This window comes from Novosphingobium marinum (genome assembly GCF_013408095.1).
Taxonomy (GTDB): Bacteria; Pseudomonadota; Alphaproteobacteria; order Sphingomonadales; family Sphingomonadaceae; genus Novosphingobium; species Novosphingobium marinum.
This window is the reverse complement of record NZ_JACBZF010000005.1, coordinates 155,674-173,457: the sequence shown is the minus strand read 5'-3', so window position 1 is coordinate 173,457 and position 17,784 is coordinate 155,674. Positions and strand designations below refer to the sequence as shown.

Sequence of the window (17,784 nt, the reverse complement as noted above, 5' to 3'; positions counted from 1 at the left end):
ACACGACCTGAAAAAAGGGGCGGTGGCACTTCGGTGCCGCCGCCCTTTTTCTTTTTCTCGTGAGCGAGAGCCCGGCAGCCTGCCGGACGATCCCGCGAAAGCTCAGTCGGAAACGACGTCGAAGGCCACGGTCATGCGGCAGCCGCCCTCGAACGGCCGCGTCCCGTGGTAGAGCGAGCTGGGAAACAGCGCGAGGTGTGCGCGCTTCGGCTCGACGATCCGCATCGGCGGCATGTCGAGACGCAGGTCCGCCGGCGGCCTGCCCAGTTCGAGCCAGCCGTCGCGATCCCCCGCGCCCAGTCCTTCGGGCAATTCCATGTAGAGCGCCGAGGACAGCACCCCGCGTGGATGGACGTGGCCGGTATGGTGCCCGTTGCTCACCAGCCGAACCGACCACGAACCCGCGAAATGCAACGGCGCGTCGCGCAGCCTGAGCAGCGGGTGCGTCTCGTCGAGGGGCGGCAGGCCCGAACGATAGGTCTCCAGAGCCTCGGCCACCGCCCTGCCCAGGGCCAGGAATTCGGGCTCGGTCCGCGAGAATATGCGCCCCCGCGTCTGCGTGCCGCCGCGCACCGACTGACCGATGGGCAACGCCGAACGATCGTGCAGCCCGTGCAGGCTCTTGCGCGCCGCCTCGAACGTGTCCTCGTCGAGCGGCAGCGGGAGCAGTTGCACCAGACCCTCCTGCCCGTTGAGCCATTCGTTGCGCGGATCGCCGAGCATGCGCCACGCGATCGAGCGTAGCGCCCATCCGGCGACGGAGAACGGATCGTCGGCGAGGGCCCGTGCCAGCAGTTCTTCGGCGCGATCGGCCTCGTGCCGTCGCAGGCGATGCCGCGCCTCGTGCAGGAGGCGATCCTCGCTCTGCAGATCGAGCGCGGCGAATATGCGTTCGGCGCGCTCGTCGTCTCCCGCCTCGCCGGCATGAATGGCTTCGAGCAGGCGAAAGCCCGGCTCGTCCGCGAAATCGCGCGCAGCCCGTGCCGCGACATCCGCCGCATCGGCGTAGCGGTCGACACCGGCGAGCGAGCGCGCCCAGGCGAACCGCACCGCCTTGTCCTGCGGCACGCGCTTCACCGCGGCGGCGTATCCCGATGCGAAATCCCCGCCCTGCCCGGTCGCGATCCGCATCTGCGCGAGGAAATCGAGGCCGTCGGTCCATTGCGGTGCCTGCTCGGCAAGCTGCGTCGCGATCTTCAGGGCCTCCTGGGGCTGGCCGGAAACGTCGAGAGCCTGCGCGAAGCCCAGCCAGGCCTGCGCATCGCCCTTCTGCGCCTGCAGCGCGCGCTCGAACCGCTCGCGCGCGTTGGCTTCGCCGCGTTCGAGCGCAACCCGCGCACGACCCTGCAGCGCCTGCTTGTGATCGGCCTTGAGCGCGAGACAATGATCGTAGGACCGCGCGGCGGCGGCCAGCTTGCCGACGTCGCGCTCCGCCGCGCCGCGTACCGACCAGTAACGCGCGTCGTTGACCGCCTCGTCCTCGTACTTGGCCAGTTCCTCGATGGCCTCGCGCGGCCGGCCGACCTTGCGCAGGGCAATGCCGAGGTTGATCGCGCATTCGAGCGAGCGCGGATCGAGCGTCAGCGCCATGCGGAACATCGTCACTGCCCGTTCGCCGTCGCTCATGCGCAGCGCGCTGCCCGCGGCGCTGTTCCACAGGGCGGCATCCTTGGGCGATTCCTCCAGCGCACGGTCGAACAGCGCGGCGGCCTCCTCCGGCCTGCCCGCCTTCTCCGCATCGAGCGCGCCCTGGCGCAGGACGGCGATGTTGGCCTGGCTCATCGGTCGCGGAACCAGCCGGTGATGGCAAGGCGCTCTGGCGGCGCAAACGGCGGGACGTAGGACACCGCGTGGCGCTGCGGTACGGCGAAGAGATTGAGCGCGTTGAAGCGGGGCCGGAAACCCTGCTCGATGTCGCCGTCCTCGCGATAGAAATTGAGGTAGCCGCCCCATTCGGGCCGCCAGTCGGTGTTGCACAGGTTGAGCACGTAGGCGAGCCGCCAGCCTTCGGCGACATGGCTGTCGTCATGCTGAGCGAGGAAATGCCCCGGCCCGTAGAGCGTCGCCTGCGCATCGGCCTTCACGAGCTCGGCGATGCCGCTTACCTCGCGGATCAGGTCGAGGAAAGGCTGGTCGTTGATGAGTTCGAGCACCGCGTCCTGCGGGCTGCCGGGCGACCACTTCTTCAGGTAGGCATCGAGCATCGGGTACTGCGCATAGGTAAAGCCGTAGTCCGTCCCGCGCATCGCGGTATCGAGCTTGCGCGCAATCGCGACCCGCTCGTCCTGCGAAAGCGTTGCAAGATCCTCGCGCCGGATGTTGTGCGGCCCGTCTTCGGCGGCATGCCAGGCAAGCCCCCACGGCGTCTCGCGAGCGAGGATGCCGTGCAGGTTTCTCGCGGACTCGTCGGTCAGCACGTCGCGGATCTGGATGCGGCGATTGCGGCTGAATTGCTCGGCGAGCGCGGCGCGGTCTAGCGCGGGGTTCACGTCGAAAATCCGGATCTCGCCGGTGGACGAATTGGACATGGACTGCATGGCTTCCTACTAGGGACCGATGGCGCGTCCCGGCAAGGGCAACATAGGCAGGAACAGGCTGGACATGACCGGTTTCACGATCAATCCGCGCCTCGATGCGACCGAACTCGCGGCAAGCTTCGCCCGGCATGGCCGCCTCCAGCTACGCGATTTCCTGGCAGGCGATGCCGCCGAGCGGCTTCACGCGAACCTGCGCGCCCGCGAAGACTGGCGGCAGGTGTTCAACGCAGGCGAGAAGGTGATGGAAATCGACCGCGCCGGGCAAGCCTCGCTCCCGCCCGAAAAGCGGCGCGAACTCGACAATTCGATCCATGCGGCGGCTCGCTACGGCTTCCAGTACCGCTACGAGACGATCCGCGTGCCCGACGACGCAGCGTCCCGGCAGGAGAGCGACGATCCGGTCGCCGCGCTGGTTTCATGGCTTTCGCAGGACGAGGCGCGCGACTTCCTGCGGGCCGTCACGGGCGCGGACGACATCGCCTTCGCAGACGGGCAGGCGACGGCCTACTCGCCGGGCGATTTCCTGACCGCGCACGACGACGCGGTCGAGGGCAAGAACCGGCGCGCCGCCTACGTCTTCGGGCTGACGCCGAAATGGCGGACCGAGTGGGGCGGGCTGCTGCTGTTCCACGATGGGGAAGGCAACGTCGAGCGGGGTTTCGCGCCTGCGCTCAATACGCTCAACCTGTTCCGCGTGCCCTCGCTCCACAGCGTCAGCGAAGTCACGCGCGCTGCGGGCTTCCGCCGCTATTCGGTGACGGGCTGGCTGCGCACGGGCTCACCGGGATGAGCGGCGGCGACTCGCTCGATCTTGCGGTCGCGCTGCTGGCGAGCGGCGATCATCCGCAGGCGGCGCAGGCGTGCCGCGACGCGCTGGCCGATCCATCGCTCGAGGCGCCGCTGCGGGCAGAGGCAAGTTCGCTGCTGGGTCTGGCGCTGCTGCCTTCCGACCCGGAAGCCGCGCTGCCGCCGCTTAGGGAAGCGGTTGCCCTCGATCCGGCGGAGCCGATGTTTCGGTTCAACCTAGGGCAAGGCCTCGAGAAGGCGGAGGACTGGCAGGGGGCGTACGAGCAGTTCGGCGAGGCCATCGCTCGCGGCGGCGGCGAGCCGCAAGTCGTGTTCGCCCATGCGCGCGCGGCATCGCGGCTCGGCAAGCACCGCGAGACCGCGCAGGCGCTTGCACCGCTCGTGGCAATGGACACAGTGCCGCGACCCGTCGCGCGGTTGCAGGCAACGACGCTCCGGACCCTCGGCGACAACTACGAAGCGCTGGTTGCAGCGCAGCACCTCATCCCCGGAGCAGGCGCGACCTTCGACGAGCAGGTAAGCGAGGACCTGCACTTCGTCCTGTCGCTCTCGCTCGCGGTGTTCGAGTACAACATGGCCGAAGCGATCGCGCGAAACCTGATCGCGGCGGACCCGGCGGACGCACGCGCGGCTCTGGCGCTGGCGACGGTCCGGCACTGGCGCGGCGATGCGCGCGGGGCAAGAACAGCGCTCGAATCCGCGCTCGATGACGACAATGCGCCCGCGCCGGTGCTGGCAAGCTATCTGGTGCGGCACGACGATGCGAAAGCAAGGTTGCTGGCCGAGGCAAGGCGGCAGGCTGAAGACGAAGACGTTCCGGACGGCGACCGCAGCGCGCTCCATCTCGCCCTCGCCCAGTACCGCAGCCGCGAGGGCGATGCAGGAGCTGCCATCGCGCACGCGCTCAAGGGCCATGCGCTCGGGGTTCCGGACGAACATTACGGGGTGGCGGCACTGCGCGAAGTGTTCGAGGCGAATGTCCGCTTCGCGAGGGAAAATGACGAGCTCTCCCCATCCGGGGAGACGCCGCGCCTGCTCTACATCGTCGGCATGCCGCGTTCGGGCGGCTCGCTCGTGCAGTCGGTGCTCGCGGCCGGGCCGGGCTGTTCATCGGTGGGCGAGAGGGCCGCGCTGCTGCCGTACCTCGTGGACGACCCGGATGCGCTATCCGCGCTTTCTGCCGAAGAGCGGGCGGCCCGGTTCGCACAGCTTCGCGATGCGGACTTGCGCGGAATGGCGAGGCAGGCGGGCGAGGCGAAACTGGTGGTGGACAAGGCGCCGCACGCGATGTTCGCGGCCGGCGGCATAGCGGCGATCCATCCGGGCGCGCGGTTTCTCTGCCCGTTGCGCGATCCGCAAGCGATCGCCCTGTCGATCTGGCTGCGGCGGTTTCCCGCGCGCTTCGGCTACGCGCACGCAATCGGCACGATACTCGACGCGGTCGAATTGCAGCTCGAAGCCCTCGAACGATGGCAATCGCTCGGCCTCGACATGCGCGTGCTGGACTTCGAGGCATTCGCGCGCGATCCGGAAGTCGAGGCGCGCGGCCTGTTCGAATGGCTCGGCCTCGATTTCGAACCGGCCTGCCTCGAACCCGAAAGCCGCAGCCAGCCGGTGCCCACCTACAGCGCCGCGCAAGTGCGCCAGCCGATCCGGCCGGCCCCGATGCCCGAAGGATACTCCGAGCTGTTCGCCGGGCATGCGGCTACGCTGACCCGGCTCCGCGAGCGGCAGGAGGCGCTGCTCGCGAAGGGGTGAGCGCCGAAATGAGGCGGTTATTCGATCGCCATCCGAAGTTCGCCATCGCCCTCGTCGATCTTCACCGTCGATCCGTCGGGCACTTCGCCCGCCAGAAGCTTCTCGGCGAGCGGGTCCTGCAGGTACCGCTGCACCGCGCGCTTGAGTGGCCGCGCGCCGTAGACGGGATCGTATCCCACCCTGCCGAGCCAGCGCCTGGCGGCATCGGTCAGGTCCAGTTCGATCTTGCGGTCGCGCAGAAGCTTCTGCACCCGGCCGACCTGAATCTCGACGATCGGACCCATGTGCTCCTGACCCAGGCGGTGGAACAGGATGATCTCGTCGAGACGATTGAGGAATTCGGGCCGGAAATGCCCGCGCACCACTTCCATCACCTGCGGCTCGACCACATCGACGTCCTGCCCCTCCTCGAGGTTCGAGAGGAACTGGCTCCCGAGGTTCGATGTCATGATGATCAGCGTGTTCGAGAAATCGACCACCCTACCCTGCCCATCTGTCAGCCTGCCGTCGTCGAGCACCTGCAGCAGGACGTTGAAAACGTCGGGGTGCGCTTTCTCCACTTCGTCGAACAGCACCACCTGATAGGGACGCCTGCGAACCGATTCGGTTAGCTTCCCGCCCTCTTCATAACCGACATAGCCCGGAGGCGCGCCAATCAACCGCGCAACCGCGTGCTTCTCCATGAATTCGGACATGTCGATGCGGACCATCGCCTGGTCGTCGTCGAACAGGAATTCGGCCAGCGCCTTGGTCAGCTCGGTCTTGCCGACGCCGGTGGGGCCGAGGAAGAGGAACGATCCCAGCGGCCGGTTCGGGTCCTGGAGGCCGGCGCGCGCGCGGCGCACGGCCTTGGAAACGGCCTCGACCGCCTGCGCCTGCCCGATAACGCGCTTGCCGAGCACTTCCTCCATGCGCAGCAGCTTCTCGCGCTCGCCTTCGAGCATCTTGTCGACGGGAACGCCGGTCCAGCGGCTGACGATCGATGCGATGTCGTCCTCGGTCACTTCCTCGCGCAGCAGTGCGTTGCCGGTCTGGCTCTCGGCCTCGGCAAGCTGCTTCTCGAGCTGCGGAATCTCGCCGTAGGACAGCTCCCCCGCGCGTGCCAGGTCGCCAGACCGCTGCGCCTGTTCGAGTTCGAGCCGCGCCTGGTCGAGACGTTCCTTGATCCTGCCTTCGGACGCGATCTTGTCGCGCTCGTTCTGCCAGCGGGTGGTCAGCTCGCTCGACTGCTGTTCGAGGTTGGCGAGTTCCTCGCGCAGGGTCCCGAGACGGTCCTTCGATGCCTGGTCGCTTTCCTTCTGGAGCGCCTGCTCCTCGATCTTGAGCTGCACGATGCGCCGGTCGAGCGCCTCGATCTCCTCGGGCTTCGATTCGACTTCCATGCGGATGCGGCTCGCCGCCTCGTCCATGAGGTCGATGGCCTTGTCGGGCAGGAATCGGTCGGTGATGTAGCGGTTAGAAAGCTGCGCCGCCGAAACGAGCGCCCCGTCGGTGATGCGCACGCCGTGGTGCAACTCGTACTTTTCCTTGAGCCCGCGCAGGATCGAGATCGTGTCCTCGACCGTCGGTTCGTCAACGAAGACCGGCTGGAACCGCCGCTGCAACGCGGCGTCCTTCTCGACGTACTTCTGGTACTCGTCGAGCGTGGTCGCGCCGATGCAGTGCAGTTCCCCGCGCGCCAGCGCCGGCTTGAGCAGGTTGCCCGCGTCCATCGAGCCTTCCGACGCGCCTGCGCCGATCAGCGTGTGCATCTCGTCGATGAACAGGATGATGTCGCCCCCGGCGTTCTTCACTTCGTCGAGCACTGCCTTGAGGCGCTCCTCGAATTCGCCGCGATACTTCGCACCCGCGATCAGCGCGCCCATGTCGAGCGCCATCAGCCGCCGGTCCTTGAGCGAATCGGGCACGTCGCCATTGGCGATGCGCAGCGCGAGGCCCTCGGCGATGGCGGTCTTGCCGGTACCGGGTTCGCCGATGAGGACGGGGTTGTTCTTGGTACGCCGGGCGAGGATCTGCACTGTGCGCCGGATTTCCTCGTCGCGCCCGATGACAGGGTCGAGCTTGCCGGCGCGCGCTGCCTCGGTCAGGTCGCGCGCGTACTTCTTCATCGCTTCGTAGCTCTCCTCGGCAGAGGCGGTGTCGGCCGTGCGGCCGCCGCGCAGTTCGGTGATCGCCGCTTCGAGAGCCTGCGGCGTGACGTTCGCCGCCTTCAGCGCCTGCCCGGCAGCCGTCGTGGTTGCCAGCGCGAGCGCGACCAGCAGCCGCTCTACGGTGACGTAGCTGTCGCCCGATTTCGTCGCGATCTGCTCGGCCTGGTCGAGCACGCGCACGGCATCGTTGTCGAGCCCGGGGCTCGCCTGCGCGCCGCTGCCCGAAACGGCAGGCACCCTGGCGAGCGCCTTGTCGACTTCCTCCTGCGCGAACAGCGGATTGCCGCCCGCGCGCTGGATCAGCCCGGCGGCCATGCCTTCGTTGTCCTCGAGCATCGCCTTCAGCAAGTGCTCGGCACCGATCCGCTGGTGGTTCATGCGGATCGCGACGGTCTGCGCGCTCTGGAGAAATCCCTTGGCGCGATCGGTGAACTTTTCGAGATTCATGGGTGTGAATGCCTCCTGTCCCGCCGATATAGTGTTGCATATATGCAACACAAGTGTCTGTGATCTGTTTTTATCGCTCCGGACCGCGCGCTCGCGCATTGATTTTGCGCAACACCGGAAGGGTGCACGGGCAGAGATGGTGTTGCCGCCGCGAATTGCTAGAACCGTGAGCGATGTTCGAACTCGACCGGCTGGCCGTCCGATACGACGGCGTCGAGGCGCTGGCGCCCACCGACCTTTCCATCGGCGAGGGCGAGACGGTCGTGCTGCTCGGGCCTTCGGGATCGGGCAAGTCCACGCTGCTGCGCAGCCTTGCGGGCCTCACCCCGGCAGAGGGCGAGCTTCGGTTCGAGGGCAAACCGGTCTCGGAGTGGCGAGCGGTGCGAAGTCGGCTGGGTTATGTCATTCAGGACGGCGGCCTGTTCCCGCACCTGACCGCGCGCGGAAACGTTTCGCTGATGGCGCGCGAACTTGGCTGGGAAGAAGCGCGCATTGCCGCACGGATCGACGAACTGGCTGCGCTCGTGGCGCTCGATGGCGACCAGCTCGACCGCTTTCCCGGCGAGCTTTCGGGCGGCCAGCGCCAGCGTGTGGCCCTGATGCGCGCGCTCATGCTCGATCCGAAAGTGCTGCTGCTCGACGAGCCGCTTTCGGCGCTCGATCCGGTGACGCGCGTTCGCCTTGCCCGCGAGTTGCGCGGCATCTTCGCGCGGCTCGGAAAGACCGTGGTGATCGTGACGCACAGCCTCGGCGAAGCGCGCTTCTTCGCGCAGGACGGGGAAGCGAGCCGCGCAATCCTGATGCGCGACGGGCGAATCGTGCAGCAGGGCGCGATCGGCGATCTCGTCGCCAACCCGGCCGACCCGTTCGTCGCCGAATTCCTCGCCGCCGAGGACGCGTTGTGAGGCGGATCACCGCAGCGCTGATCGTCCTCGCGGCGCTCGCGACATGGCTCGGCCTCATGCCCTCGACGCCTGCGCGCGCGGAAGAGGTCGGATCGAAGAAATTTACCGAGAGCGTAATCCTCGGCGAAATCGCCCGCATCGCGCTCGAGGATGCGGGTATCGAGGCTTCGCACCGGCGCGAGCTGGGCGGCAGCCGCATCCTGTGGGACGCGTTGCGGACCGGCGAGATCGACGTCTACCCGGACTACACGGGCACCCTGCGGTTCGAGATCCTGTCGGACCTGCGCCTGCCCGACGATGCCGCATTGCACGATGCGCTTGCGGCGCGCGGCCTCGCCATGACCGCGCCGCTCGGATTTTCGAATGGCTATGCGCTGGCGATGCGCCGCGATACCGCGCAGCGCCTCGCCATCGGGAAGATCAGCGACCTTGCCGCGCATCCCGACCTCGACATCGCGGTAGGCAACGAATTCGTCGCCCGCGCCGACGGCTGGCGCGCGCTGTCGAAAGCTTACGGTCTCGGCAGCCTCGACGTGCGGGGGATCGACCACGACCTGGCCTACCGCGCGCTCGCCGCCGGGCAGATCGACCTGACCGACGCATACACCACCGATGCCGAGATCGAGGCCTTCGACCTGGTCGTGCTCGAGGACGACCGCACGTTCTTTCCCCGCTACGACGCGGTATACGTCTACCGCTCCGGATTGCCCGACACAGCGGTGCGCGCGCTGGATTCGCTTTCCGGGAGCATCGACGAGGCGCGCATGCGCGAACTCAACCGCATGGTGCGCATGGAGGGGATGGGCGAAACCGCCGCCGCGCGCCTCGCACTGGGCCGGGACAACGCGGGAGCCGACGCCGCGCCGGGCCGGTGGAAGCGCATATGGGACCGCACGCTGGAGCACCTCGCGCTTGTCGCCATAGCGCTTGCGGGCGCGCTCCTCGTCGCGATACCGCTCGGCGTGTTCGCGGCCCGGCGCAGGAAAGTCGGCGGCGCGGTGATGTCGGCAACCGGCCTCCTGCAGACGATCCCCAGCCTCGCGCTGTTCGTAATCCTCATCCCCGTGCTCGGCATCGGAGCGGCGCCGACGATTGCGGCGCTGTTTCTCTATTCGCTGCTGCCGATCGTGCGGAACACCCATGCGGGGCTGACCGGGATCTCGCCGACGCTGATCGACAGTGCCGATGCGCTCGGCCTGTCGCGCGCGGCGCGGTTGCGACGCATCGAGCTGCCGCTGGCGCTGCCGACGATCATGGCGGGGATCAAGACGGCGGCGGTGATCGCGGTGGGCCTCGCGACGCTTGGCGCGATCATCGGTGCGGGCGGATATGGCCAGCCGATCCTGACCGGCATCCGCCTCAACGACACGGGTACGATCCTGGAAGGCGCAATCCCCGCCGCCGCGATGGCGCTCGCTTTCGAGATGCTGTTCAACCTCGTCCAGCGCCGCGTCACGCCACGCGGGCTGAAGCAGGCGGAGCAAGGTGCGAAACAGTGATGGCGCGCGCGCAATCCAGTCGATAGGCTGGACGGCGAACCGTCACCAAGAAGCGAGACCCATGCGCCGCATCCTGTCAACCGCCCTCGCCACCGTCACGCTGGCAGCCCTCCAGCCCTCGGCAATCGCGCAGGAGGCACCGAACGCCCCTGTCGCTACCGAGGCGACCGCGCCGCTGGATGCGCTCGTCTCGCAAGTCGCGATTCCCTACGAGAAGTTCGAACTCGACAACGGTCTGACCACGATCGTTCATACCGATCGCAAGGCCCCCATCGTCGGCGTGACGATCTACTATCGCGTCGGCTCGAAGCACGAACCGCGCGGACGCACCGGCTTTGCCCACCTCTACGAGCACCTGTTCTTCGGCGGATCGGCCAACGCGCCGAATTTCGACGTGCCGCTCGAAGCCGCCGGATCGACGACGACCAACGGGTCGACCTGGTACGACCGTACCAATTACGTCGTCACGATCCCGACAGGCGCGCTCGAACTCGCGCTGTTCCTCGAAAGCGACCGCATGGGCTACCTGTTGCCCGCAGTCACCCAGGACAAGCTCGACAAGCAGAGGGGCGTCGTCCAGAACGAGAAGCGGCAGGGCGACAACCAGCCGTACGGCCTCGTCGACTACGTCACCGGCGACGGTCTGTTCCCCGTCGGTCATCCCTATCGCCATTCCACCATCGGCTCGATGGCCGACCTCGAGGCGGCGACGCTCGTCGACGTGCGCAACTGGTTCCGCGAGAACTACGGCCCCAACAACGTCGTCATGGTCATGTCGGGCGACATCGACGCGGCCACCGCCCGCCCGCTGGTCGAAAAGTGGTTCGGCGATCTCGAACCCGGCCCAGAAGTCCCGCAGGCCGAGGCCGGCCCCGTCACCCTCGACGCGCCCGTCACCCGAACGATGGTCGATCAGGTGCCGGTCACCCGCCTGCACCGCGTGTGGAGCGGGCCGGGCCTGAATGCGGCCGATTCCCCGGCGCTGATGATCGGGATGCACATCCTTGGCGGACTGGCCAGTTCGCGGCTCGACAACGCGCTGGTGCGCGGCGACCAGCTTGCCGTCGCGGTGCGGGCGAGCGCGCAGGTCTTCGAGCAGGTGAGCTTCCTCAACGCCGAGATGGACGTGAAGCCCGGCGTTGACCGCGCCGCTGCCGAAAAGCGCTTCGACGAGGTCATTGCCCGTTACCGTGCAGAGGGACCGACCGAGGACGAAGTGCGCCGCGCGGTGACCAGTGTCGTCTCGGCGCAGATCGGCGCGCTCGAGAAGGTGGGCGGCTTCTACGGCAAGGGCGCCACGCTGGCCGAGGGCGAGATGTACTCGGGCGACCCGCAAAAGTTCGCGAAGGACCTCGCCGCGATGGCGAGCCTCACGCCGGCCGACGTGCGGACCGCGCTCGACACCTGGCTTTCGCGCCCGGTCTTCGCGCTCGACGTGGTGCCCGGCGAGCGGACCGAAGACGGGGCGCTGATGGGCGGATGGGGCGACGAGGCGAGCCGCCCTGCTCCCGAACCCGACGCCCGCAAGCCGGCACCGCCGCTGCCCGCCGCGCCAGAGCGCCACCCGCCCGAGGTGTCTCCGGTAGCTGACCTGGTGTTCCCGGAAATCGAGCGCGCGAAGCTTTCCAACGGCATCGGGGTAGCGCTGGCGCGCCGGACGGCGGTGCCCAAGGTGATGCTGTCGCTCGCGTTCGACGGCGGATACGCCGCCGACGCCTACGACACGCCGGGAACGCAGGGCCTGATGCTCGAAATGCTCGACGAGGGCACCGAGGGAATGAACGCCACCGAGATCGCCGAGGCGCAGGAGCGGCTGGGCGCGGCGATCAGCGCGACCGGCAGCCTCGACGAAAGCGTGGTGACGATGTCGGCGCTCACCGCCAATCTCGGTCCCTCGCTAGACCTGATGGCTCGAATCGTTCGCCGTCCGGCCTTTGCACCGTCCGAAGTCGCGCGGCTGAAGGACCAGCGGCTGGCACAACTGTCGCAGGTCCTCGCCTCGCCCCCGTCGCTTGCCAGCCGCGAGTTCGGCAAGCTCGTCTTCGAAGGGCATCCCTATGGCCAGCCGAGCGACGGACTGGGCACGCAGGAGTCGCTCTCGGCGCTGACACCCGCCGACCTGCAGGCCGCGCACGACAAGTGGCTGCGGCCCGACCTCGCCACGATTACGGTGGTCGGCGACGTGACGATGGCGCAGCTCCTGCCGCTGCTCGAACGGCATTTCGGTAACTGGCAGGTACCCGCAGCCCCCGCGCCCAGGATCGATCTTGCCGCCGCGACGCCGCCTGCAAGCCCGCGCATCGTCCTCATCGACCGGCCCAATTCGCCGCAGTCGGTGATCTACGCGGGCCGCGTGCTGCCGCTGTCCGGCACGCAGGGAGGCGTCGAGGCGCTCGACCTTGCCAACGATGTGCTCGGCGGCGGCTTCCTCGCCCGGCTCAATTCCGACCTGCGCGAGGAAAAGGCGTGGAGCTACGGCGTCTACTCGGGCGTCCCCAAGCCTGTCGGTCCGCGCTACTTCGTGCTGTCCGCCCCCGTGCAGGCGGACCGCACCGCCGATTCGATCCGCGCCATCGTGACCAACATGGAAGGCTTTCCGGGCACCGCGCCGGTCACGGAGGAGGAACTCCAGCGCGTGACCGACGGCGCGATCCGGGCGCTTCCCAACAGCTTCGAGACCAACGCGCAGGTGCTAGGCGCGATCCGCATGAACCAGCGGCTCGGGCGGCCCGACGACTATTACGAGACGCTCGCCGAGATCTACCGTTCGACCGATGCCGACGCGATCGCGGCAGCGGCAAGCGAATACCTGCGGCCCGACCAGCTGACCTACGTGATCGTCGGCGACCGCGAGGTGGTCGAGCCGCAGTTGCGCGAACTCGGCATGCCCATCGAAATCCGCGAAACAGGAGAGAATGCCCAATGACCGTTGCCGGAACCTACGCCTGCTCCACGAAAACGCCGATGGGCGAGCAGAACTTCACGCTCGCCGTCACTCCCGCGCCCGATGGCAACAGTTTCACCGGGCAGGTCTCGGGAGACCTCGGCTCGATGGACGTCGCAGGCACGATCGACGGCGACCGGCTGTCCTGGAAAATGGAGCTGACCAAGCCCATGCCCGTCTCGCTCGACTGCGAGGCCACCGTCGCGGGCGACACGCTCAGCGGCGAAGTCGGCGCAGGGCTGTTCGGAACGTTCCCGGTGACGGGCACGCGCACCGCCTGAGGCGGTCGCGCGCCGCGCCGGTCAGCCCAGCTTCTGCTTGAGCAGGTCGTTGACCACCTGCGGGTTGGCCTTGCCCTGCATCGCCTTCATCGTCTGGCCGACGAAGAAGCCGAACAGCTTGTCCTTGCCGCCCTTGTAGGCTTCGACCTTGTCGGGATTGTCGGCGAGGACGTTGTCCACCGCGGCTTCGATCGCGCCGGTGTCGGAAGTCTGTTTGAGGCCCTCTGCATCGGCGATCTCGGCCGGGTCGCGACCGGTCTTCAGCACGATCTCGTAGATCTCCTTGGCCTGCCCGCCGCTGATCTCGCCCTTCGCCTGCATGGCGAGGATCGCCGCGTTCGCCGCCGGAGTATTGTTAGCAAGGTCCGCATCCGAACCGAGCGCGTTGATCACGCCGGGTGCGATCGAGAGGATCCAGTTCGCCACCTGCGTCGCGACGTCCTTCTCGGACTTGCCCTGCCCTTTCGCGGTCTCGGCCAGCAGCGTCTCGAACCGGGCGGCCGTCTCAACCTCGGCGGTCAGCTCGCCGGCGTTATAGGCGGTGAGGCCCAGGTCGCCCTCGTACCGGTGGCGCTTGGCGTCGGGCAGCTCGGGCAGCGAGGCGCGGCATTCGGCAAGAAAATCGTCGTCGAGCTCCAGCGGCAGCAGGTCGGGATCGGGGAAGTAGCGATAATCGTGTGCGTCTTCCTTCGAGCGCATCGAGCGAGTCGTGCCGGTGTTCGGATCGAACAGCCGCGTTTCCTGCACCACCGTGCCGCCGTCCTCGATCACGTCGACCTGGCGCTGCGCCTCGTGCTCGATCGTCTGCATGACGAAGCGCACCGAATTGACGTTCTTGGTCTCGGTCCGCGTGCCGAAGGGCTCGCCCGGCCGCCGCACCGAGACATTGACGTCGGCGCGCATCGAGCCTTCCTCCATGTTGCCGTCGCACGATCCGACGTAGCGCAGGATCGTGCGCAGCTTGCGGACATAGGCCCCGGCCTCGGCGGGAGAGCGCATGTCCGGGCGGCTGACGATCTCCATCAGCGCGACCCCCGAACGGTTGAGGTCGACGTAGCTCATGGTCGGATGCTGGTCGTGCATCAGCTTGCCGGCGTCCTGTTCGACATGGATGCGCTCGATCCCGACGGTCTTGGTCGAGCCTTCGGGGTCCTTCTCGTCGAGCGTGATCTCGATCCGCCCCTCGCCCACGAGCGGGTGGTAGAGCTGGCTGATCTGGTAGCCCTGCGGCAGGTCGGCGTAGAAGTAGTTCTTGCGGTCGAAGCGCGACCATTTGTTGATCTGCGCGTCTATCGCCATGCCGGTGCGCACCGCCTGCCGGATGCATTCGCGGTTTGGCACGGGCAGCATCCCCGGCATCGCGGCATCGACGAGGCTGACCTGCGCATTCGGCTCTGCCCCGAACGCGGTCGCCGCGCCCGAGAACAGCTTCGACTTCGATACGACCTGCGCGTGGACCTCGAGGCCGATCACGACCTCCCACTCGCCCGTCGCGCCCTGGATGCGGTATGTGCTCATCTTACCACCACTTCTCCGGCTTTGCGGTGAAACCCGCGCGCTGTTCGATGGCGAGGCCGGCGTTCAGCACGCCCTGCTCGTCGAAGGCGTTGCCGATGATCTGCAGGCCAAGCGGCAGGCCATCGCGGTTGAGGCCGGCGGGCACGCTCATCGCGGGTAGCCCGGCCATCGAGGCGGGCACCGCGAAGACGTCGTTGAGGTACATCGCCAGCGGATCGTCGCTCTTGTCGCCCAGCGCGAACGCGGCGGACGGCGCGGTAGGCGCGAGGATGACGTCGCACTCGGCAAAGGCGTTCCGGAAATCGTGGCTGATCAGCGTGCGCACCTTCTGCGCCTGCGTGTAGTAGGCGTCGTAAAAGCCCGCCGACAGGACGTAGGTGCCGATCAGGATACGGCGCTTCACTTCGGCTCCGAACCCGGCGGAGCGGGTGGCGGCGTACATGTCCTGCAGGTTCGCGCCGTCGGGCAGCTCGCGCAGACCATACCGCACGCCGTCGTAACGCGCGAGGTTCGAGGACGCTTCGGCAGGCGCGATGATGTAGTACGCGGGCAGCGCGTACTTTGTGTGCGGCAACGAGATATCGACGATCTCGGCCCCTGCATCGCGCAGCCAGGTGACGCCGTCTTCCCAGCTCTTGACGATATCGGCGTCCATTCCGTCCATGCGGTATTCGCGCGGGATGCCGACGCGCTTGCCCTTCATGTCGGGCGAGAGGTTCGCCTCCCACGCGGGGACATCCATGTCGAGGCTGGTCGAATCCTTGGGATCGAAGCCAGCCATCGCCTCGAGCATGATCGCGCAATCGCGCGTGTCTCGCGCCATCGGCCCTGCCTGGTCGAGCGAGGAGGCGAAGGCGACGATGCCCCAGCGCGAGCAGCGCCCGTAGGTCGGCTTGATGCCGGTGATGCCGGTGAAGGCAGCCGGCTGGCGGATCGAACCGCCGGTATCGGTGCCGGTCGCAGCCGGGCAAAGCCGCGCCGCGACAGCCGCCGAACTGCCGCCAGAGGAGCCGCCGGGCGCGAGGCCCGCGTTGCCGCCGCCCGCCGCGCGCCAGGGATTGACGACATCGCCGAAATGGCTGGTCTCGTTCGACGAGCCCATCGCGAACTGGTCCATGTTGAGCTTGCCCAGCATGCCCGCGCCTGCGTCCCACAGCCGCTGCGAGACGGTGCTCTCGTACTCGGGCGCGAAGCCTTCGAGGATGTGGCTGGCGGCGGTGGTCTGCACGCCTTTCGTGGCGAACAGGTCCTTCATGCCGATGGGCACGCCGCCCATCTTGCCCGGCGCCTCGCCCTTGGCGCGCTTCGCATCGACGGCCTTCGCCGCCTCGATCGCCTTTTCCGGAGTCGCCACGATGAAGGCGTTGAGCGCATCGTTCGCGGCGGCGACGTTGGCGTTGAACGCCTCGGCCACCTCGACGGCGGTGAAATCGCCCGAGGCGACTCCGTCGCGGATCTGCGCGACGCCCAGTTCGGTCAGCTCGGTCATTCGATCACCTTGGGGACGCCGAAGAAGCCGTGCTCTGCGGCAGGAGCGTTGGCCAGCACGGCGTCGCGCTTGCCGCCGCCGGTCAGCGGATCGGCGTCGATCTCGTCCGCGCGCAGCCGCAGGTGGTTCTCTATCACCGCGGTCATCGGCTCGATGCCGGACACGTCGACCTCGCCGAGTTGCTCGACCCAGCCGAGGATCGCGTTGAGTTCGGGGACCATCGCCGCAAGCTCTTCCTCGGACAGCTTTATCCGGGCGAGCGAGGCGATCTTGGCCACTGTTGCGGTATCGACCGACATGGCAGTTCCTTGGTGCGTTCTGTGAAAGCGGGCCGGAACGGACCGGCCCTGCCCTGATGCGCGCTAACACCGCGCCCCGCCCGCTTCAAGCGGGTGGGGAGCGTGCGGGGTCTCAGGGTTGCGGAACGCCTGCCGGCGGTTCGCCGGGAGCGCCCGTGCCCGGCGGGACGGCTCCGGGCGGCATGCCGCCGGGCATTCCCTGCATTTGCTGGCCCTGCATCTGCTGGAGCTGCTGCATGATCCGCTGCTGCTGCTCGATCTCCGCGCGGCTGCGATAGTCGAGCAGTTCGATCTCGAACGTCAGGTCGCTGCCCGCCGGAACATCTCCCACCTGCTCGTCGCCATAGGCAAGCGCGGCGGGGATCTCGGCGCGGTAGCGGCCGCCGCGCTGCATCTGGGAAAGCGCGCGGGCGAAGCCGGGAACGACCTCGTTGAGCGGGAACACCGCGCGTTCGCCCTGGTCGAACACGGTGCCGTCCGGGAGCATGCCCTTGTAGTTGACGAGCGCGACATCCTGCGATGTGGGCGACGGGCCGGTGCCCTCTGCCAGCGTGGTCACGTCGACCGAGGGAGGCAGCGCGGCCCAGGCGATACCGCCCGCGGCAAGCGCGACGACGGCGATGCCGAGCCAGAGTTTCGACAGCGCGCCCTTGGCGATCGGCTGGAGGGGAACGCGGGTAACTTCGGACATGCGGCAAACCTGTCTGCTTGGCGGACCGCCCCGAAAAGGCGGGCCGGATACGAAAAAGGGCGCGGAGGATTCGATCCTTCGCGCCCTATTGGCTCAACGCTGCTGCGCGATCAAGCGCGCTTAGCGTACGCCGTCGCGCTCGGCGCGCTTGCGCTCGAGCTTGCGCGCGCGGCGGACCGCGGCGGCCTTTTCGCGGGCGCGCTTCTCGGACGGCTTCTCGTAGTGACGGCGCAGCTTCATCTCACGGTACACCCCCTCGCGCTGCAGCTTCTTCTTGAGCGCACGAAGGGCCTGATCAACGTTGTTGTCGCGTACCATGATCTGCATAAACCGAAACACCTCGCAATTGACCGGCAGAGCCGCGATACCTGCTTTTCGCGGATAGCCGTTGAATGAATGTAAAAACGGGCCGCACCCTCACAGGCCGGCTTGAACGCGCCGCCGCTAGCAGAGCGGTGC

General features: G+C 67.8%; 14 protein-coding genes. 6 read left to right on the top strand and 8 right to left on the bottom strand.

The genetic code is table 11. The annotated features are described in order from the left end of the window. Nucleotides 1–102: 102 nt before the first annotated feature. Together FHS75_RS13915 and FHS75_RS13910 are read right to left on the bottom strand one after the other, a co-directional pair. Entirely contained in the window at nt 103–1,782 is a 1,680-nt protein-coding gene (locus FHS75_RS13915; RefSeq protein ID WP_179408304.1) for a tetratricopeptide repeat protein, read from the bottom strand. Next, nucleotides 1,779–2,528 carry a 2OG-Fe(II) oxygenase gene (locus FHS75_RS13910; protein ID WP_179408303.1) on the bottom strand — a complete coding sequence of 250 codons (750 nt, stop codon included), beginning with the start codon at nt 2,526–2,528 and terminating at the stop codon, nt 1,779–1,781. The genes FHS75_RS13915 and FHS75_RS13910 overlap by 4 nt, the downstream gene beginning before the upstream one ends. A gap of 73 nt (nt 2,529–2,601) precedes the next feature. Between FHS75_RS13910 and FHS75_RS13905 the strand changes: the two genes are divergently transcribed. Then, nucleotides 2,602–3,327 carry a 2OG-Fe(II) oxygenase gene (locus FHS75_RS13905; RefSeq protein ID WP_179408302.1) on the top strand — a complete coding sequence of 242 codons (726 nt, stop codon included), beginning with the start codon at nt 2,602–2,604 and terminating at the stop codon, nt 3,325–3,327. After that, nucleotides 3,324–5,102 (top strand): tetratricopeptide repeat-containing sulfotransferase family protein, encoded by a 1,779-nt coding sequence (locus FHS75_RS13900; RefSeq protein WP_179408301.1) that lies wholly within the window; start codon nt 3,324–3,326, stop codon nt 5,100–5,102. Before FHS75_RS13905 ends, FHS75_RS13900 begins: the two co-directional genes overlap by 4 nt. A gap of 17 nt (nt 5,103–5,119) precedes the next feature. Here FHS75_RS13900 and clpB read toward each other — a convergent pair whose 3' ends face one another. Then, nucleotides 5,120–7,699 carry an ATP-dependent chaperone ClpB gene (clpB, locus tag FHS75_RS13895; RefSeq protein ID WP_179408300.1) on the bottom strand — a complete coding sequence of 860 codons (2,580 nt, stop codon included), beginning with the start codon at nt 7,697–7,699 and terminating at the stop codon, nt 5,120–5,122. Nucleotides 7,700–7,872: 173 nt separating this feature from the next. Between clpB and FHS75_RS13890 the strand changes: the two genes are divergently transcribed. The 4 genes from FHS75_RS13890 (at nt 7,873) to FHS75_RS13875 (ending at nt 13,328) form a co-directional block, all read left to right on the top strand. Continuing rightward, nucleotides 7,873–8,604 carry an ATP-binding cassette domain-containing protein gene (locus tag FHS75_RS13890; RefSeq protein ID WP_179408299.1) on the top strand — a complete coding sequence of 244 codons (732 nt, stop codon included), beginning with the start codon at nt 7,873–7,875 and terminating at the stop codon, nt 8,602–8,604. Beyond that, complete coding sequence (locus FHS75_RS13885) at nt 8,601–10,103, top strand: glycine betaine ABC transporter substrate-binding protein (RefSeq protein ID WP_229735615.1); 1,503 nt, start codon at nt 8,601–8,603, stop codon at nt 10,101–10,103. Before FHS75_RS13890 ends, FHS75_RS13885 begins: the two co-directional genes overlap by 4 nt. Before the next feature lie 61 nt (nt 10,104–10,164). Next, a complete protein-coding gene (locus tag FHS75_RS13880) occupies nt 10,165–13,029 on the top strand; it encodes a M16 family metallopeptidase (protein ID WP_179408298.1) in 2,865 nt (954 codons plus the stop codon). Further along, the gene (locus tag FHS75_RS13875; RefSeq protein WP_179408297.1) at nt 13,026–13,328 is read left to right on the top strand and encodes a hypothetical protein; all 303 of its coding nucleotides are present in this window, start codon (nt 13,026–13,028) and stop codon (nt 13,326–13,328) included. Before FHS75_RS13880 ends, FHS75_RS13875 begins: the two co-directional genes overlap by 4 nt. Nucleotides 13,329–13,349: 21 nt before the next feature. Here the strand turns inward: FHS75_RS13875 and gatB are convergent, their stop codons facing one another. The 5 genes from gatB to rpsU all read right to left on the bottom strand — a co-directional run bounded on the left by gatB (nt 13,350) and on the right by rpsU (nt 17,652). Beyond that, the gene (gene gatB / locus FHS75_RS13870) at nt 13,350–14,846 is read right to left on the bottom strand and encodes an Asp-tRNA(Asn)/Glu-tRNA(Gln) amidotransferase subunit GatB (RefSeq protein WP_179408296.1); all 1,497 of its coding nucleotides are present in this window, start codon (nt 14,844–14,846) and stop codon (nt 13,350–13,352) included. A gap of 1 nt (nt 14,847) precedes the next feature. Further along, nucleotides 14,848–16,335, bottom strand: a complete 1,488-nt coding sequence (gatA, locus tag FHS75_RS13865; RefSeq protein WP_179408295.1) for an Asp-tRNA(Asn)/Glu-tRNA(Gln) amidotransferase subunit GatA — start codon at nt 16,333–16,335, stop codon at nt 14,848–14,850. Next, on the bottom strand, nt 16,332–16,634 hold the full coding sequence (gene gatC, locus FHS75_RS13860; protein ID WP_179408294.1) for an Asp-tRNA(Asn)/Glu-tRNA(Gln) amidotransferase subunit GatC: 303 nt from the start codon (nt 16,632–16,634) through the stop codon (nt 16,332–16,334). Before gatC ends, gatA begins: the two co-directional genes overlap by 4 nt. A gap of 112 nt (nt 16,635–16,746) precedes the next feature. Continuing rightward, the gene (locus FHS75_RS13855) at nt 16,747–17,325 is read right to left on the bottom strand and encodes an FKBP-type peptidyl-prolyl cis-trans isomerase (RefSeq protein WP_179408293.1); all 579 of its coding nucleotides are present in this window, start codon (nt 17,323–17,325) and stop codon (nt 16,747–16,749) included. A 120-nt stretch (nt 17,326–17,445) separates the two neighbouring features. Further along, nucleotides 17,446–17,652: a 30S ribosomal protein S21 gene (gene rpsU, locus FHS75_RS13850; RefSeq protein WP_179408292.1), complete on the bottom strand. Its 207-nt coding sequence runs from the start codon at nt 17,650–17,652 to the stop codon at nt 17,446–17,448. Nucleotides 17,653–17,784: the final 132 nt, after the last annotated feature.

Bases quoted from the DNA above. Each gene is read 5' to 3' on its own strand.
- FHS75_RS13890 (WP_179408299.1), top strand. From the start codon at position 7,873: ATGTTCGAACTCGACCGGCTGGCCGTCCGATACGACGGCGTCGAGGCG.
- FHS75_RS13900 (WP_179408301.1), top strand. From the start codon at position 3,324: ATGAGCGGCGGCGACTCGCTCGATCTTGCGGTCGCGCTGCTGGCGAGC.
- FHS75_RS13880 (WP_179408298.1), top strand. From the start codon at position 10,165: ATGCGCCGCATCCTGTCAACCGCCCTCGCCACCGTCACGCTGGCAGCC.
- FHS75_RS13875 (WP_179408297.1), top strand. From the start codon at position 13,026: ATGACCGTTGCCGGAACCTACGCCTGCTCCACGAAAACGCCGATGGGC.
- rpsU (WP_179408292.1), bottom strand. From the start codon at position 17,652: ATGCAGATCATGGTACGCGACAACAACGTTGATCAGGCCCTTCGTGCG.
- gatB (WP_179408296.1), bottom strand. From the start codon at position 14,846: ATGAGCACATACCGCATCCAGGGCGCGACGGGCGAGTGGGAGGTCGTG.
- FHS75_RS13855 (WP_179408293.1), bottom strand. From the start codon at position 17,325: ATGTCCGAAGTTACCCGCGTTCCCCTCCAGCCGATCGCCAAGGGCGCG.
- FHS75_RS13905 (WP_179408302.1), top strand. From the start codon at position 2,602: ATGACCGGTTTCACGATCAATCCGCGCCTCGATGCGACCGAACTCGCG.
- gatC (WP_179408294.1), bottom strand. From the start codon at position 16,634: ATGTCGGTCGATACCGCAACAGTGGCCAAGATCGCCTCGCTCGCCCGG.
- FHS75_RS13915 (WP_179408304.1), bottom strand. From the start codon at position 1,782: ATGAGCCAGGCCAACATCGCCGTCCTGCGCCAGGGCGCGCTCGATGCG.
- clpB (WP_179408300.1), bottom strand. From the start codon at position 7,699: ATGAATCTCGAAAAGTTCACCGATCGCGCCAAGGGATTTCTCCAGAGC.
- gatA (WP_179408295.1), bottom strand. From the start codon at position 16,335: ATGACCGAGCTGACCGAACTGGGCGTCGCGCAGATCCGCGACGGAGTC.
- FHS75_RS13910 (WP_179408303.1), bottom strand. From the start codon at position 2,528: ATGTCCAATTCGTCCACCGGCGAGATCCGGATTTTCGACGTGAACCCC.